Annotated in this window: 18 protein-coding genes; 9 read left to right on the top strand and 9 right to left on the bottom strand. The window is 71.4% G+C overall.

Features of this window, described 5'->3' with window-relative positions:
- Positions 1–79 precede the first annotated feature (79 nt).
- The 3 genes from ACFYZA_RS14870 to ACFYZA_RS14860 all read left to right on the top strand — a co-directional run bounded on the left by ACFYZA_RS14870 (position 80) and on the right by ACFYZA_RS14860 (position 2,872).
- Complete coding sequence (locus tag ACFYZA_RS14870; RefSeq protein ID WP_388490535.1) at positions 80–1,417, top strand: phosphatase PAP2 family protein; 1,338 nt, start codon at positions 80–82, stop codon at positions 1,415–1,417.
- A gap of 335 nt (positions 1,418–1,752) precedes the next feature.
- Complete coding sequence (locus tag ACFYZA_RS14865) at positions 1,753–2,307, top strand: hypothetical protein (protein ID WP_388490533.1); 555 nt, start codon at positions 1,753–1,755, stop codon at positions 2,305–2,307.
- Positions 2,308–2,365: 58 nt separating this feature from the next.
- Positions 2,366–2,872, top strand: coding sequence for a hypothetical protein (locus tag ACFYZA_RS14860; RefSeq protein WP_388490530.1), 507 nt, complete (start codon positions 2,366–2,368; stop codon positions 2,870–2,872).
- A 19-nt stretch (positions 2,873–2,891) separates the two neighbouring features.
- On the opposite strand, the gene ACFYZA_RS14855 is transcribed toward ACFYZA_RS14860, so the two are convergent.
- The 5 genes from ACFYZA_RS14855 to ACFYZA_RS14835 form a co-directional block, all read right to left on the bottom strand.
- Positions 2,892–3,389, bottom strand: coding sequence for a hypothetical protein (locus tag ACFYZA_RS14855; RefSeq protein ID WP_388490529.1), 498 nt, complete (start codon positions 3,387–3,389; stop codon positions 2,892–2,894).
- Complete coding sequence (locus ACFYZA_RS14850) at positions 3,386–4,651, bottom strand: molybdopterin-dependent oxidoreductase (RefSeq protein WP_388490527.1); 1,266 nt, start codon at positions 4,649–4,651, stop codon at positions 3,386–3,388. The genes ACFYZA_RS14855 and ACFYZA_RS14850 overlap by 4 nt, the downstream gene beginning before the upstream one ends.
- Before the next feature lie 417 nt (positions 4,652–5,068).
- Complete coding sequence (locus tag ACFYZA_RS14845) at positions 5,069–5,896, bottom strand: aldo/keto reductase (RefSeq protein ID WP_382584732.1); 828 nt, start codon at positions 5,894–5,896, stop codon at positions 5,069–5,071.
- 86 nt (positions 5,897–5,982) lie between these two features.
- On the bottom strand, positions 5,983–7,398 hold the full coding sequence (locus ACFYZA_RS14840; protein WP_388490524.1) for an NAD-dependent succinate-semialdehyde dehydrogenase: 1,416 nt from the start codon (positions 7,396–7,398) through the stop codon (positions 5,983–5,985).
- Between the two features lie 266 nt (positions 7,399–7,664).
- A complete protein-coding gene (locus tag ACFYZA_RS14835) occupies positions 7,665–7,901 on the bottom strand; it encodes a chaplin (RefSeq protein ID WP_382584726.1) in 237 nt (78 codons plus the stop codon).
- A gap of 175 nt (positions 7,902–8,076) precedes the next feature.
- On the opposite strand from ACFYZA_RS14835, the gene ACFYZA_RS14830 reads away from it, so the two are divergent.
- The 5 genes from ACFYZA_RS14830 to ACFYZA_RS14810 all read left to right on the top strand — a co-directional run bounded on the left by ACFYZA_RS14830 (position 8,077) and on the right by ACFYZA_RS14810 (position 11,776).
- Positions 8,077–8,706 (top strand): DNA polymerase ligase N-terminal domain-containing protein, encoded by a 630-nt coding sequence (locus ACFYZA_RS14830; RefSeq protein WP_388490521.1) that lies wholly within the window; start codon positions 8,077–8,079, stop codon positions 8,704–8,706.
- 155 nt (positions 8,707–8,861) lie between these two features.
- Positions 8,862–9,389: a hypothetical protein gene (locus tag ACFYZA_RS14825; RefSeq protein WP_388490519.1), complete on the top strand. Its 528-nt coding sequence runs from the start codon at positions 8,862–8,864 to the stop codon at positions 9,387–9,389.
- A gap of 2 nt (positions 9,390–9,391) precedes the next feature.
- Positions 9,392–10,603 (top strand): histidine kinase, encoded by a 1,212-nt coding sequence (locus ACFYZA_RS14820; protein WP_388490518.1) that lies wholly within the window; start codon positions 9,392–9,394, stop codon positions 10,601–10,603.
- Positions 10,600–11,277: a response regulator gene (locus ACFYZA_RS14815; RefSeq protein ID WP_382584714.1), complete on the top strand. Its 678-nt coding sequence runs from the start codon at positions 10,600–10,602 to the stop codon at positions 11,275–11,277. The genes ACFYZA_RS14820 and ACFYZA_RS14815 overlap by 4 nt, the downstream gene beginning before the upstream one ends.
- Before the next feature lie 142 nt (positions 11,278–11,419).
- A complete protein-coding gene (locus ACFYZA_RS14810) occupies positions 11,420–11,776 on the top strand; it encodes a hypothetical protein (protein ID WP_382584711.1) in 357 nt (118 codons plus the stop codon).
- Positions 11,777–11,966: 190 nt separating this feature from the next.
- On the opposite strand, the gene ACFYZA_RS14805 is transcribed toward ACFYZA_RS14810, so the two are convergent.
- The 3 genes from ACFYZA_RS14805 to ACFYZA_RS14795 form a co-directional block, all read right to left on the bottom strand.
- Positions 11,967–12,416, bottom strand: coding sequence for a PRC-barrel domain-containing protein (locus tag ACFYZA_RS14805; protein WP_388490516.1), 450 nt, complete (start codon positions 12,414–12,416; stop codon positions 11,967–11,969).
- On the bottom strand, positions 12,416–13,000 hold the full coding sequence (locus ACFYZA_RS14800; protein ID WP_382584706.1) for a PRC-barrel domain-containing protein: 585 nt from the start codon (positions 12,998–13,000) through the stop codon (positions 12,416–12,418). Before ACFYZA_RS14800 ends, ACFYZA_RS14805 begins: the two co-directional genes overlap by 1 nt.
- Before the next feature lie 258 nt (positions 13,001–13,258).
- Complete coding sequence (locus ACFYZA_RS14795) at positions 13,259–13,975, bottom strand: restriction endonuclease (RefSeq protein ID WP_382584703.1); 717 nt, start codon at positions 13,973–13,975, stop codon at positions 13,259–13,261.
- 329 nt (positions 13,976–14,304) lie between these two features.
- Here ACFYZA_RS14795 and ACFYZA_RS14790 point away from each other — a divergent pair, with 329 nt between their 5' ends.
- Positions 14,305–15,246: a Rieske 2Fe-2S domain-containing protein gene (locus ACFYZA_RS14790; RefSeq protein ID WP_388490513.1), complete on the top strand. Its 942-nt coding sequence runs from the start codon at positions 14,305–14,307 to the stop codon at positions 15,244–15,246.
- A 55-nt stretch (positions 15,247–15,301) separates the two neighbouring features.
- Here ACFYZA_RS14790 and ACFYZA_RS14785 read toward each other — a convergent pair whose 3' ends face one another.
- Complete coding sequence (locus ACFYZA_RS14785; RefSeq protein WP_388490510.1) at positions 15,302–16,015, bottom strand: DUF2867 domain-containing protein; 714 nt, start codon at positions 16,013–16,015, stop codon at positions 15,302–15,304.
- Between the last annotated feature and the right edge of the window lie 125 nt (positions 16,016–16,140).

Raw genomic sequence — 16,140 nt, 5'->3', positions numbered from 1 at the left:
ATCCGCCGCTCCGGCATCTAACAAATCGGCAAAACAATTGATATCTACACTTTCAAAGAGAAATGCACGAATAAGCCGCATGATCGAGTCCGCCCCCTGGCGCCGGCCACGCGTGGTTCTGTGGACGACGGCGGGCTTGGTGGCCATCGCGTTCCTCATCGGCCTGGAGATCACCGCGCGTCGCTACGGCGGTGTGGCGGGGCCGCTCACCACCCAGGTGGGCGAGGTGATATTCGCGCCGAAGCCGGGGCCGCTGTACGGCGGTCTCGCGCTGATGATGGTGGTGCTCACCTGGCGGCAGCGGTTCATCGCGGCCGGTGTCGCGGTCGGCGTCGACGTTGTGTTCGTGCTGGCGCGCTGGGCGCTCGGCGTGCATGTGCCCGAGGGCCATCTCTTCGGCAACGGCGCGCTGTGGGCGATGCTGGGATGCGCGGTCCTCGCGATCACGCGCCGCACCGGCAGGGAACGCGCCCTGCTTCTGAAGGGCGTCGGCCTTGGCCTGCTCCTCGTGACCGGCCGCAAGATCGGTGACAGCTGGCTGCTCATCACCTCGAAGACCCGCCCCACCGTGCTCGACCCCTATGTGGCGACCGCCGACCACGCCCTGGGCAACCCGTCGTGGCTGGCAGGCCGCCTGCTCGACGCCACCGGCTCGATCGGCTCGAACGTCCTCGGCCTCATCTACGCCCAGCTGGCGGTCGCCGCGATCGTCGTCGCCCTCTACCAACTGCGCAACGTGGCCGCCGAGCGTCGCTTCCCGCGCCACCACCTGGTGCGCACCTTCCTGGTGATCGGCCTCCTCGGGCCGGCCATCTACATGATCTTCCCCGTGGTCGGACCGATCTTCGCGTACGGGCCGGGCGCGTCCGGCACCGGCGGCGTGGAGTGGTCGGTGGCCAACCTGTGGCCCCACACGCCGACGCCGATCACGATGCCCCACCCGGTGCCGTACGACGGAATCACCCCGCGCAACTGCATGCCCAGCCTGCACACCGCCTGGGCCACCGCGATCTTCATCCACTCCCGCAAGGGTCCCCGCCTGCTGCGGTACGCGGGGACGTTCTGGCTGATCGCCACGCTCAGCGCCACGCTGGGCTTCGGCTACCACTACGGCGTGGACCTGGTCGCGGGCGTGGTGTTCGCGCTCACCGTCGAGATGGCTCTGCGCACGTTCGACCGCGGCTGGGACCGCTCGGGCCTGCGGCTGGTCGCCTACGGGACGGCCGTCTTCGCCGCGCTCCTGGTGTCGTACCGCTGGCTCCCGGTGGAAATGGCCACCCACCCGTGGGTGTTCGGGCCGCTCGTCCTCCTCGCGATGGGCTCGGTCATCCACGGCTACCTGCGCACCACCCGTCGTTGGGCAGTGCCGGACGCCGCCCCGGCGCTCCTGCCGCAGCCACAGCCCGAACCGGCCTGAGTCACCGCCACGGGACAGCCCCCTTCGCCCGGCTTGGCCGCCCGCGACCAGGACCTTGTCGCCGGGAGCGACAGGGAGCACGATGGAGAGCGGAGGCATAACCTCCGCATCTGCGGAGGTGACTGCCGCACAGCCTTAGGAGTCGTGCGCGATCACGACTCCCGTGGTCGTCGCGCCCGCTCCCGTCCCCCCGGGGACGCCCCGATGGCGGGCGCGGCCCCCTCCCTCCCCTGCCGGGCACGCTGTCGGGCCCCCGGTAAGGGCATCGGCCCGCCGCATGGGCTGCCGTGTACGGGCTCGGCCAATACGGGCTCGGCCAACGAGCGGAGGACTCGATGTCCCTCACCGTCATCATCATCATCGTCGCCGTCGTGGTGCTCATCGCGTGCGCGGTGGCAGCGCGCATGGTGGCCGTGCGCCGCCACGAGCTGCAGGAGCGGTTCGGCCCGGAGTACGAGCGGACCGTGGAGGAGCAGGACAGCCGCAGGGCGGGTGAGCAGGAGCTGCGCGAGCGCCAGGAGCGTCATGACGCACTGGACATCAAGCCGCTGCCCGCCGCCGCCCGCGACCGCTACTCGCAGGACTGGGCCCGGGTGCAGGAGCAGTTCGTCGACCGGCCCGACGAGGCCGTCCACGACGCGGACCGCCTGGTGACCACACTCATGAGCGAGCGCGGCTACCCGACCGAAGGGTACGAACAGCAGGTCAAGGACCTGTCGGTCGAGCACGGGGAAACTCTGGAGCACTACCGCGCCGCCCACGACATCAATGAACGCAGCGCCCGCCATCAAGCGACCACGGAGGAGTTGCGCGGCGCGATGGTGCACTACCGCGCGCTGTTCGAGGAGCTGCTCCACAACGGAGACCGGCCGGGCAGGAGCCCGGCGTGAGCTCGCGACCTACCGACGGCAGGCGGACCCAGGACGGGCCCGTCCGTCGCCCCGACGCGTGACGGACGGAAGTGAAGAGATGCGCTACGAGGAGACACCCCGCCCCGACGAGGGCGCGCTGTCCACGGAGGACCTGGCCGGCACCGGGCGGCAGGGCCCCGAGGACGAGGCTCCGGGGTTCAGCGACTCGGCGCCGGCGTACCCCGGAGAGGCCACCGCCGACCGGAACGACCGACCGGAGGACAGCGGCGGCCGGGCACCGGCCCACGAGCACCGGGAAGCGGAACCGGCCGAGGAGGACGAGCCGCTTCTGGGCGCCGAGCAGGAGGAGTTCCGTGCCAGGTGGCAGCGGATCCAGAGCCAGTTCGTCGACGATCCCCAGGACTCCGTGAACGCGGCCGATCAGTTGGTCGCCGAGACGATGCAGGCGCTCGCCACGACCTTCTCGGCACACAAGCGCGACCTCGAGAGCCAGTGGCATCGCGGCGAGGAGGTGGCGACGGAGGACCTTCGCGTCGCCCTCCAGCAGTACCGCTCGTTCTTCAACCGTCTGCTCAGCACCTGACGGCCACCCGGCGCAAGGGTCACTCCGGCTCCTCCCGCGCCCGGAGCCGGCGCTCGCGCGAGGAGCGTCGCCACATCCGTGCGAGCACGCACAGACCGGATACGGCGAAAAGACCCGCCGTCACCAGCAGCCAGCGGCCGAGGAACACATCGGACGGCAGCGCGGTGGCGGCGGTGAAGCCGTCGACCTGCCCGAGGATCAGCGGCCACCACACCAGAAGCAGCACCCCGGAGACGAAGGCCGGGACGCGGATGTGATTGACGCCCACCATCCGGTCCCCGCCATCGTGCGTTCCGCGCCGGCCGGGCAGCAGGCGCTGGGCGGCCCGGTCGGCCAGTGAGTAGAGCGGAAGCAGCACCAGGTCGTGCAGCAGGGCCGCGCCGACGAACCAGATGACGACGCCCAGTGTGTCGCCGTGGAGGAGCCGCACCCCCGCGTAGAGGGCGAGCGCGAAGGAGCACAGGACCAGCGTCAGATGCAGCGGGGATGCGCCGTAGCGCGTACGGAAGCGGTTCACGTCGGCTCTCCGAAGGTGAGGCGCGTGACCCACTTGGTGTTGTGCACCCCGGGGGCGTTCGGGACGATGATCCGCGCGGGATAGCCGTGATCCGGGGAGAGCGCGGCGCCGTTGACCTCCACCGCGAGGAGTGAGCGTGAGTCGCGTACCTGGTTGGCGGCCAGGACCACGGAGCTGAAGGATCCACCGCGCTGTACCGATTCGACCAGTACGTGCGGCAGATCGTGGGTGACGCCGACCAGCGCGGCGAGGTCGACGAGGCGTACGCCGCCCCAGAGTTGGTCGGGGGTGGACCAGCCCTCCACGCAGGCGATGGGAAGCCTCGCCGTCCGCCGGGGCAGGGCGTGCAGCTCGTCCCGGGTCAGTACGGTCTGCCGGCCGCCGGCGCGGACGGTGAGACGCCAGGCCGGGCCGATGTCGCTGGGCCGGATCCCGACCGAGGCGGCGGTCTTGTTGATCTGGAATCCGTTCGGCCCGGTACCGGGATCCTGGCCGTGCGGGGCGAGCAGCGCGGTCTTGCGCATCCACCCGCCGATGCTCTGGCCCATCGTCACGACGAGCAGGGCCGCCGACCCCGCGCCCACCAGCAGGACGGCGCCGCGCCGGGAGATCGTCGGCTCGGCTGGACGCGGCGAGACGAGGCCGGCCCCGTCCACCAGCGGCCGCGTCCGGGGCCGCTCTTCGGCGCGCGGGCCCTTCACCACCGCGATCACCGCCCGCCGCAGGCGGAAGACGACGTGCACGACGAAGGCGCCGATGAAGACCCATGCCCCGTAGAAGTGCAGGACGTAGAAGGAGCCCGGAAACACATAGTGCAGCTGCACGTTGAGAACGCCGGTCGCGAACTCGAAGCCGGCCCCGCCCACCAGCAGGAGCAGGGACAGCCGCTCCAACGCGTGACTCACCGAGCGCACCGGTGGCCACTCGAAGAGCTTCGGGATCACCGACCACAGCTTGCCGAGGAGTACGGGGATCAGCACGATCCCGAGCGTGACGTGCACGCCCTGACTGAGCCGGTACCCCCAGTACGGGGACGTGGGCCAGGTGAACAGATAGAAGCCCAGCAGCCCCTTGTCCGGGGTCTGGTCATTGACCCGGGAAAGGCCGGGACCGTACGCGGCGTACGACAGCAGCCCGGTCACGAACAGGATGCCCACCCCGCACAGCAGGATCAGGCCGAACACGGCCGTGAGCCACGGCCCGCGAATGGGGCTGCGCCAGAACTCCGGCCGCGTCGGTCCCGGAGGCGGCCCCGAGGCCATGACCGTACGCAGCCGCTCCCGCCACCTTCCGGCAACCGGGCTGGTTTCCCGGGGAGTTGGAGGGTTCTCCGGCGTCGAACCGTGGGCGGATGCCTCCGGAACCGGCGCGGGTGCGGCAGGGCGGGGATCCTCGGGGACGGGCTGCTGGCCCTGGCCGCCATCCATGAGAATCCCCTGTTCCGCCTGACGCCGGCCGGGCGCCGCGCGTTCCAGGTGAAACTTCCGCCTCCGGCCGCCCCGGCCGCGCTGACACTCCGTATCGCACCGGAGAGGCAGCCGAACGGCCCAGCCCGCCGAGAACGGGTGGACCGCCCGGGGTGAGCGCCCCCGCCCGGACGCCGGCCGGCGCCGGGACCCTGGAGGCGCCGCCCGGAGCCCAGTTCTCAACTCTCCTTGGAACAGGCCAGGTTGGGGGCTTCAGCCGTTGAAGCGGTCCGGGTCGGGGCCGGTCCGCTCGTCACGGTTGAGTGCGGAGATCTCGCCGAGGTCGCCCTCGGTCAGTTCGAAGTCGAAGAGATCGAAGTTCTCCTCGATGCGCTTCTTCGTCACCGACTTGGGGAAGACGATGTCGCCGCGCTGGAGGTGCCAGCGCAGCGTGACCTGCGCCGGGGACTTGCCCACGCGGTCGGCGATGCGGTTGATGGCCGGGTCGTCGAGCACCTTGCCCTGGGCGATGGGCGACCAGGCCTCGGTGGCGATGTCGTGCTCGGCGCCGAAGGCCCTGACGTCGTCCTGGGTGAGGTAGGGGTGCACCTCGATCTGGTTGACCGCGGGCACCACGACACTGCTCTCCATGAGCCGACGCAGGTGGTGCGGCTGGAAGTTGGAGACGCCGATGGCCTTGGCCCGACCGGAGCCGTAGATCTCCTCCATGGCCTGCCACGTCTCGGTGAAGTCGCCCTTGCCGGGCAGCGGCCAGTGGATGAGGAAGAGGTCGAGGTGGTCGAGGCCGAGCTCGTCCATGGTGCGGTCGAACGCCGCGAGGGCGTCGTCGTGCGCATGGGCGTCATTGTTGAGCTTGCTGGTCACGAAGACGTCGCCGCGGTCGAGCCCGGAGTCGCGGACCGCCTGGCCGACCTCCTTCTCGTTCCCGTACATCTGCGCCGTGTCGATGTGCCGGTACCCGGCTTCCAGCGCGGCCAGTGTGGTTTCCCGGGTCTCGTCCTTCGGGATCTGGAAGGTCCCGAAGCCGAGCTGCGGGATCCGCACGCCGTTGTTGAGGGTGATGGTGGGCACTGCGGTCATGCTGAGGCTCCTGAGTTGTTGATGAATTGAGTTCTTGATGAATGCCGCCGATCGGCTCTGGCGATCGGTGTTGTCGACGGGGTGGATCAGCCGGCGATGCCGCGCAGCTCCGCGTCGGGCGGCAGGACGCGGACCAGCTTGCGGTTCACGAACTCCCGCATGCCGAGCTTCGAGAGCTCACGGCCGTAGCCGGACCGCTTGATTCCGCCGAAGGGGAGATCGGGCTGGGTCGACGTCGGGTGGTTCACCCAGACCATGCCGGTCTCCACGCGCTCCGCCACCCGGCGCCCGCGCTCCACGTCGGCACAGAACACGGTTCCGCCGAGGCCGTACTGGCTGTCGTTGGCCAGCGCGATGGCCTCGTCCTCGTCGGCGACGCGGTAGATCACGGCGGCCGGCCCGAAGAGCTCCTCGGCGTAGGCGCGCATCCCGGGCTTGACGCCGGTGAGGATGGTGGGCTCGACGAAGGCACCCGGGCGGTCGATCCGATGGCCGCCGGTGACCAGTTCCGCGCCCTGCGCCACCGTCTCGCGGATCTGGTCGACCAGGTCGGCGGCCGCCTGCTCGGAGGAGAGCGGGCCCAGGGTGGTCGACTCGTCGGCGGGGTCGCCCGGTCGCAGCGCCTCGAACTCGCGCCGCAGCCCGGCCACGAAGTCGTCGTAGACGTCCGCGAGGACGATGAAGCGCTTCGAGGCCACACAGCTCTGCCCGGTGTTCGCCATCCGGCCCGCCACCGCGGCGCCGACCGTACGCTCTAGCCGCTCGCCGTCGAGCACGATGAAGACGTCGCTGCCGCCCAGCTCCAGCAGGCTGGGCTTCATGTTCCGCCCGGCCCGCTCGGCGACCTGGGCGCCCGCCTTCTCGCTACCGGTCAGCGAGGCGCCGCGTACGACGGGGCTGTCGATGATGCGCGCGATCTCCTCGTGACCCACGAACAGGTTGGTGTAGACACCCTCGGGCGCTTCGGCGTCGATGAACAGCGATTCCAGGGCCAGCGCCGACTGCGGGCAGATGCCGGCGTGCTTGACCAGCACGGTGTTGCCGAGCACCAGGTTGGGGCCGGCGAAGCGGACCACCTGGTAGAGCGGGAAGTTCCACGGCATGACACCCACGAGGACACCGAGGGGCTCGCTGAGGAGGTACGCCTCGCCCTCGTCGACGTCGAGCGGCTCGGCGGCGGCGAAGTCCGGGCCGTTCTTCGCGTAGTACTCCAGGATCGACGCCGCGAGGTCCACCTCGCCGCGCGCCTCGGAGATGAGCTTGCCCATCTCCAGCGTGATGAGCTGGGCCAGCTCCTCCTTGCGCTCCCGCATCAGGGCGCCGGCCCGGCCGACGACGGCCGCGCGGTCCGCGATCGGCCGCTGCCGCCACGCCTCGAACGCGCGGTTGGCCACTTCGAGCCGGGCGTCGACCTCTTCGCCCTCGATGGCGTCGAATTCCGCGACCGTCTCCCCGGTGGCCGGGCTCACGGTCGCGAACGAGCTCTTGCGCTGGTCTGACATGCATTCTCCAGAACGATGGGTGGGGAGCGAAGTGCGCCGGAATGGCACGTTCCGTCCCTCCCACGGGTAACCGCCTTCCCGATCCGCAAACCGTCCCGGACCCGCCGCGCCAGTGGGGCGACCACTGCCTGGTCATCGTCGACGAGCACCCCCCTCATGACGCACTGAACCCCGCCTCGGCACCGACGAAGCAGTCGGCACCGGGGCGGGGTGGTCATCCGCGCATCACCGGGATCCGACGTGCGGCTCCCGGCCCATGGCTCGCGTCAGGAGTTGATGCAGGTGTTACCGGCGGCCGGGTTGAGGGCGCCGGCGACGCTGATGGTGTTGCCGCAGATGTTGATCGGCACGTGCACCGGAATCTGGACGAGGTTGCCGGAGGCGACGCCAGGCGAGTTGGCGGCGACACCCTGGGCCCCGGCGTCGGCGACGGCACTGGCGCCACCGGCCAGGACACCGGCCACGGCGAGGGCGGCGGCGGCAATCGCGGTTCGCATACGCATGTCTGTCTCCCACATGGTCGAAAGAACGTCGAGCCGACATAAGACCCCGCAGCATGATCGATGAGGCCGCATTCACCACACCGGTCGCGTGTCGCCGTGGTCGGCGGACCGGTCGTTTCCCGGTCCGCATGGCGGGCAGCCGCAAACCGGCATGAAATGGCCCCCGGAGGGTGCCATGGCGAAGAAGGACGGGCTGAGCGAGTACCGCCGCGAGCGCGACTTCTCGAAGACCGCGGAGCCCAGGGGCGAGGCCGCGCACGGCAACGGGCGACAGCCCGTCTTCGTGGTGCAGATCCACCAAGCGAGCACGCTCCACTTCGACTTCCGTCTGGAGGTGGACGGGGTGCTGAAGTCCTGGGCCGTTCCCAAGGGCCCGTCCGGCGACCCGCACGACAAGCGGCTGGCGATGCCGACCGAGGACCACCCGATGGCGTACGCCGACTTCGAGGGCGTCATCGGCGAAGGGGAGTACGGCGCCGGAACCGTGATCGTCTGGGACTCGGGCACGTACCGCGGCCTGGCCACCGACCGCCACCACCACGAGGTCCCCTTCGCCGAGGCGCTGGAGCACGGACACGTCTCCTTCTGGATGGACGGCACCAAGCTGCGCGGCGGCTACGCGCTGACCCGGATCCGCAGTTCGTCGGAGGGCGACCGCGAAGCCTGGCTGCTGGTCAAGGAGGACGACGCGCACGCCTCCGCGCACAGCACCACCGAGCCCACCCGCGCCCGGTCCGCGCTCAGCGGGCGCACCCTCAGACAGGTCGCGGACGAAGCGGCGGGCACGGCGGGCCGGCCGCGCTGACCGCCCCACGCCGACACGGCCTCGCGAGCCGCGCACCGCACACGCGCGAGCCGGCCGGGTGAGGAGGGTGGAGACGGGGGCCGCGGTCGATCTCCACCCCCGATCTCCACCCATGGGTCCAGGTGCGAAAGGCCTTGTCACAGCAGTCTTGAGGCATGACAACGACCGAGTGGATCACCGACATCGCCCTCATCCTCGTCGTCTTCCGGCAGCTGCGGGAAGGCCGACTCGACGCCAAGACCTTCCTGATCCCGCTGGGCATCGTGGGCTTCGTGGCGTACTCGTACCTGGACACCATCCCCACCGCGGGCAACGACCTGGTGCTGATCGCGACCTTGATGGCCGTGGGCGCCGTGCTCGGCATCGCCGGTGGCATCTACACCCGGATCCGCGCTCTCGACGGGCACCTTCTGATCAAGGCCGGTGCCGTGTCGGCGATCCTGTGGGTGGTGGGCATGGGAGCCCGGATGGGCTTCCAGCTGTGGGTCGAGCACGGCGGTGGCGCCGACGACGTCGCGCGGTTCAGCCTCGCGCACCAGATAACCAGCCAGCAGGCCTGGGTGTCGGCCTTCGTACTGATGGCACTCACCGAGGTGGTCACCCGGGTGGCCACGATCTACCTCCGCAGCCGGACCCGCATGGCGGCGGTCCAGCCCGTACCCGTCCTCGACCGCGCGGCCTGACCGTGCGCTATGTTCTGCCCGTGTCCGGCACCCAGAGCACCCCGCCCCCTGAGAAGACCACCGTCCGGGGGGCGGCCCCACGGGCCGTTCCGGGACAGGATCCCCGTACGCAGTGGGTGCTCACCCTCTCGGTCATCGTGGTCGGAGTCCTGACCATCCGGCCCATGGGCCTGAGCGGCCAGGGCCTGGCCGTCGCCCTGCTCTTCGTCGTCAACTGCGCGGCGCTGCTGGCCCGGGGCCTGCCCGAGCACCGGGTGTCCCAGCGGGTCGCCCTCGTCTGGCTGACGCTCGGGATCATCGCGGCCGCCGCCCTGATCGGCGTCGGCCGCAGCGGAACGACCTACCTCTTCGCCTTCTTCCTGGCCGGCCACCTCGGATACCGGCTCGAGACCAGGGCGGCTCTCGTTCTCGCCGGGTTCTGCAGTCTGCTCTGCGGCGGCGTCCTGTACTTCCACCTCGGGCCGGGGCACCTCGTGCTGCCCTGGGTACTCGGTCTCGCCAGCGGGACTCCGGTCCTCGTCGGCATCGTCAACCGCAGTCAGCGCCAGGCCGTGAAGGCGGCTCTCGCGGCAGCCGAGTCCGCCGAACGCGCCGCCCGCGCGGAGGCCCGGACCGCCGTGCTGACCGAGCGCGGCCGGATAGCCCGGGATGTGCACGACGTCCTGGCGCACTCGCTGGCCGGCATCAACATGCAGCTGGAGCTTGCCGACGCACTGCTCGACACCGGGGACCTGGAAAGGGTCCGGGAAGCCAACGACAAGGCGCACAGCCTGGTCAAAGAGAGCCTCAAGCAGGCGCAGTGGACGGTGCACGCGCTCCGCGAGGACTCCCTCCCGCTTCTGGAGAGCCTGGCCGCGATGGTCGAATCGTCGGGCCACCGCGATGTCCTCACCGTCACCGGGACCGTCCGTGAGCTGCCGGCCCAGGTGACCCAGAATCTGCTGCGGATCGCCCAGGAGGCGCTGACCAACGCCACTCGGCACGCCCCCGGCGGGGACGTGGGCATGGAGCTGACGTTCGCCGCGTCGACGACCACACTGAGGATCCGCAACGGCCCGGCCACGCATAGGGTGACCCCGAGTGCCGGCAGCGGGATGGGACTGATCGGAATGCGCGAACGCGTGGCCCTGCTGGGCGGAAGCGTGACGGCGGGTCCCGTCGTCGAGGGGCCGGATCAGGGCGGGTGGCAGGTGGAGGCAGTGATCCCGGCATGAGTGAACAGACCGACGAATCAAAGCAGTTGAGGGTGATCGTCGCCGACGACCAGGCCGCGGTGCGCGAGCCGCTCGCCGCCGTGCTCGGCCTGTCCGAGGGCATCGAGGTCGTCGCGGCGGCGGCGGACGGCAGTGAGGTGCTGGCCGCCGTCGCGGCCGGGCCGGTGGACGTGGTCCTGATGGACCTGCGGATGCCCGTCCTTGACGGCATCGAGACGACGCGCAGGCTGGGCGAGGAGTACCCCGACGTGGCGGTGGTCGTGCTGACCACCTTCGCCGACGACGACTCGATCCTGGGCGCGCTGGGCGCCGGCGCGCGTGGATACCTGACCAAGAACGCGGGGCGCCAGGACATCACCCGGGCGATCCGGGCGGCTGCCGCCGGGCAGTCCGTACTCGACCGCGAGGTTCAGGACCGGCTGCTCGCCACGGCCAGGACCAAGGCGCCGGCCCAGGGCCAGGGGCGGGGTCAGTCCCTGCCGGCGGACCTCACGCCCCGCGAACGCGAGGTACTGGCACTGATCGGCCAGGGCCTGCCCAACCGGGGCATCGCCGAGCGGCTCTTCATCAGTGAGGCCACGGTCAAGACCCACATCAACAACCTGTTCGCCAAGGTGGGCATCCGCGACCGGGCCGACGCCGTCCGCCGCGCCATCGAGGCCGGCTTGGCCTGATGTGCCCCGACGTGGGCCGGCCCGGCCCGAACCGGGCGGACCCACTGCTGGTCGGCGGGGCCGGGACCGGTAGGCCCCGCCGCCCTGCGCGGTGGGGCGGCCGCACGGAGGGGCCGGCCCGCCGGTGCATAGAATCTGCCTCATGTCGAAGCCTGACGAACTGCTCGTGAACGTCGCCGCCCTGGTCGAGTCCGCGCAAAGCAATCAGATGTCCCTGACCGTGGTCACCGGCGGGACGGTCATCACCGGCCGACTGGCGCCCGAAGCCGTGTGGAGGCAGCGGGTGTCGGACGTACTCAAGGACTCGGACCAGTTGGGCGAGTTCTCCGCCGTCTTCGAGACCCCCGCGAAGAGCGGGCCGCCCACACACCTGCACTTCCACGTCGCCCGGATCCTGCAGGGCACGGTGGGGATCCCGGAGACCGGCGGGATGTACCGGGTCGCCATCGAGGACGTCAGCTCCTGGACCGTGGGCGACTTCAGCTACTCCGACCACTGAGCCACCTCCGGCCCAGCGGTCCCGCGTACGCGGTGTGGGCCGGACCGGCGTCGCCCGGTTCCGGCCCACACCCACCGGGCCGGGCCGAGGTGAGCTTCGCTCGGGACACGTTCGGATCCGTCGCCCTCGCGCGCGGGCGCGGTCGGCGGCTCGCCCCAGCCGATCGCAGCCGGCGGTGAGGACTGAGGCCTCAGGCGGCCGGGGGCGGCGGCGAGGTCTGGGCACGGACCACGAGCGCGTACGCACCCACGCCGAGCATCGAGTGGCCCGGGATCAGGCCGCGTGCCGTCTGCAGACCCTCCACCCGGCCGGTCACCGGGTCGAACGCGACATCGGTCAACTTGCCGATCTCTTCTCCTCGTTCGGTCAGTACGCGCTTGCCCACGAGGCCTTTCTGCACCTCGGCGTCGACGGGGCTGAGCCGTGCGGTACGCGCCGCATGGACCATGACCGCGTCCGGCCCGACCGCCTGCACGTCCTGCCACGCGACCGTGCCCCCGCCGGCATCCTTGGCACCCTTCAGTCGGATGGCGACGATCTGGGCTGTGGCGGGATCGATGACCAACTCCTCGACCGCGCCGATCTGTTGGGCGTCCTCGACGTTGATCACCGAGCGGCCGAGCGTCTGGCTGAGCAGCATCACAGCGTCTTCCCCTCCCCCGGCGCCGAGCCGGCGCCGTGCCCACGCATCAGCTCCTCGGCCAGGGCGTCGAGGCCGTCGGCCGCCCGCCCTGCCGTATGGCCGGGCACGACGAGCGTGTCACCGGTCATGGAGAGCCGGCCCTGCGCCGGCAGGAACACCTTGCGGCCCTTCTTGCCCAGGGCGTCGGTGGTGGTGAGGTGCACACCGACGACCCGCCCGTCCGCGCCGCCCTCGATCACCACGTCCAGGACCGTGCCGATCTCCAGGCCGCCGTCGGTGAGCACCCGCGCGCCGCGGACCTGTCCGTGCCCGGCCTCGCCCCTGGCCACCACGGCGGCCCGGTCCTCCAGTACGTCCGTCGAGGCGATCATCACCGCGTCCGGCCCGAGAGAGTGCACCCCGGACCACGGAAGGCTCTGCTTGAGGGGCCCGGCCAGCAGACCACGTCCGGCCAGCGTGAAGCCGGTGATCCGGGCGCCCGCCGCATCGAAGACGGTGTCCTTGACCTGGCCCACGGCCTCACCGCCGAGGGTGACCACAGGGCGCTTCGCAAGCTCACCGGCCAGCATCAGTACGTTCATCGACCCCTCCCAGGCCCGGAACGCCGGCCCCGGCGCACCACGATCACGCCGCCGCGGCGACGCCGGGCCTGCGTGCCCAGCACGAGCCCGCCCAGCGCGAGCACCACGATCAGCCCGGCGATCAACCATGCCCACCAGATCACAACCCGCCACCTCCCCGAACTCCCCGTCATCTCATGCCTGTCGAGTACCCCGTACCGGGCCGACGAAGAGCGAATGGGGCAGCGCAGCCGGCCGGCGGGCGCGGGGCCGGACGGCTCAGGTGTGCCAGAGTTCCCAGGGCGCCGGGCCGGTGCCGTCGTTCCAGGCGCGCAGGAGTTCGCCGTCGAAGCAGAGGATCGCGCACTGCGCGGCGTAGTCCAGGGCCGGATCCGTGAACTCGCTGGTGGTGACCACCACGGCCAGCTCGGCGTCGTGCACCGCGTAACACGTGCCGCCGAAGCGCTGCAGGTCCTGCGATCCGACCTTGTGGCCCGGCGCGTAGCACTTGCACTGGATGACGAGCCGGCGGCCGTCCGGCGCCGTGGCCACGACGTCCGCGCCGAGGTCGCCCGCGCCGCCTACCACCTGGACGTCCGAGCAGCCGTCGCGCCGGCACAGATCGGACACCGCGTCCTCGAAGGCGAACGGGTCGATGCCGGCCGAGTCCACGGCTTCCGGGGCGCCGACCTCCGGCGGAAGGACGGGGTCCGCCACGGCCGGCGCGGACAGCACGGCGGCCTCGGCCGATGCTCTGCGGGCCGCCCGGCGCAGCCACTTGCTGCGCACGGCGGCGGCCACAAGGAACAGGAGGGCGAGCAGCGCCAGCAGGGTGCCGAACGGATGCGAGTGCGGCCGTACCGCCGACTTGAAGGTGACGGCGACGCCCCAGACGACGAGCGCCACCAGGCCGAAACTCAGGGCGGTGCTCCGCAGGCTGAACCTCTGCTGGCGCCGCTGTATGACGGCGGGGTGACGGCGGACGGGCATCGTCATCGGAGGGCTCCTTCTGACTGGGGCCGCGTGGACGGCTCAAAGCCGTCCCGGGGCAGGTCGGGGCTGGTCGGGGATCGCGCGTGGAGCAAGATCAATCCCCCATCTGCCCCACTCCGCCCGATCCACGCGACCGGCCCGTGAAGCACCTGACGCACACCGACCGGGCCCAGTTGGAAGCGAAGGCGCCTACCAGTTGGAGGCGAAGGCACGTACCAGCCCTCCGCCGAACCCACCACCCGGCGGGGGCCGGTGTGCCGATGCTGCTCGTGTACGGGTAGAACCCGGCGGCCGGCCGTTTGGCTTCGCGCCACGGGGGTTAACCGGATCCCATGGGATTCCTGTCAGCGAAGTTGGCGCCGGTCGGGGTGGACTCCTCGGGTCCAGGCGATGGGGGCGGGCCTGGCGCTCGGGCGCGGGCCCTGCTCAAGGCGCTGGACGCGCTCGGCGAGGTGAAGCAGCTGGACAAGATCACTGGCCCGTTGCGGAAGGCGGTTCGCGCGCTCCCGCTGGGCCCGTACCGGGCCGTCCTCCAGGGGCGGCCCATCGGGCACCCGCTGCACCCCGTTCTCGTGCAGGTGCCGATCGGTGCGTGGTCGTCCGCGGCGGTGCTCGACCTGGTGCCGGGCGGCGGGCGCAACGCGCGGCTCCTGGTGGGCATCGGGGTCGTCTCCGCCGTCCCGGCCGCCTGGGCGGGCTGGGTGGACTGGGCGGAGCAGCCCGAGCGGCAGCTGCGCACAGGAGTGGTGCACGCCGCGTCGAACGGCGTGGCCATCGGCCTGTATGCCGGCTCCTGGGCCGTACGGGGCCGGGGCAGGCCGGTGCTCGGCCGGCTCCTCGCGTTCGCCGGCCTGAGTGTGGCCGGCGTCGGCGGGATGATCGGGGGTCACCTGGCCTTCCGGCAGGCGGTCGGCTCCAACAAGACGGAGCCGGTCGACCACCTGGTGGAGCCGGGGTGGCACACCGTGGGCGGCGCCTCGGAGTTCCCCGAGGGGCAGGGGGTCCGGCGCATGCTGGGCGAGGTCCCGCTGCTCGTGGTGCGGGAACCGGACGGCGGGTTCCACGTGCTGGTCGACCGGTGCAGCCACATGGCGGGCCCGCTGTCCCAGGGCAAGGTGGCGGACGGATGCGTCGAGTGCCCGTGGCACGGCAGTGTCTTCCGCCTGACGGACGGCCAGAACGTAGGAGGCCCCGCGACGGCGCCCCAGCCCACCTTCGAAACCCGGCTCCGCGAGGACGGCACGCTGGAGGTCAGGCTCCCGGGCGCCGTCTGAGCCCGCGAGCGCGACACGGCCCACGTCTTCCGCACGCCCCCAACAGGGCTTCCCATCAGGCCCGTTGGGGGCAGTCGCCTGTCCCCGTGGCCCTGGGCGTTCTGTTGCGCTGTCCGGCGGGCGGGGTGGTGAGGGCCACGCGGCGGTGGGCTCGGCGGAGCATGCGTCGGGCCATGTACGGGTGGACCCGGCGGACCAGCGAGAAGGAGAGCCGGCCCCGCGTGTTGTGGAGGCGTACCGCCGTCGCCAGGGTGACGGCTTCGTCGCCGACCAGGACCGAGGAGCGGATGTCCAGGTGGGACGCGTCCTTGCCGAGCATCAGCTCGCGGCCGGCGGCGCCGAGTGTGGGGAAGGGCAGCACGTGCCGCCAGTCTTGTGGGTCCCGGCTCATTCCGGGGGCGAGCGCCATGCGCCAGGCATCAGTGAAGTCGGGGCGTTCGAAGGCCTCTTGGAGGAGCCGGGCGTCCGCCGGTACGGGCACCGCGGTGGGGTGCGGCCAGGCGAGGCGGTGGAAGAGCCGTGCGCGCAGGGGCCGTTGGGCTCTTGGGCGGGACAAGGAGCCGAGGGCTGCCCGTTCGGCGTTGTCCAGGATCTCCTCGACCATCGTGTCGTGCACCGGCTTGAACGCCAGTAGCCAGGCCGCGAACAGACCTTCTGGCATGGCCAGTTGGAGGACGTGCGTGATCCGGCAGCGGTCCGGCCCCAGCGGTTCCACGTCGAGGCGGTGGTATCCGGTGCCGAGCCGCGTCCCGGTGGTGTCGAAGCGCACGGATCGGCCGGGTTCGTACGCGCCGACCCGATAGCGGGCCCTGCCGTGTCCGCCGTCCGCGCCGACCCCGAGGGGCGGTCGAGCACCATGGCCGACCAGACCGGGGTCGGGAAGAGCGGGTCGTC

This window comes from Streptomyces sp. NPDC001828 (assembly GCF_042892175.1).
Taxonomy (GTDB): Bacteria; Actinomycetota; Actinomycetes; order Streptomycetales; family Streptomycetaceae; genus Streptomyces.
Note: the sequence above shows the minus strand (reverse complement) of the source record. Positions and strands in the feature narration are given on the sequence as shown.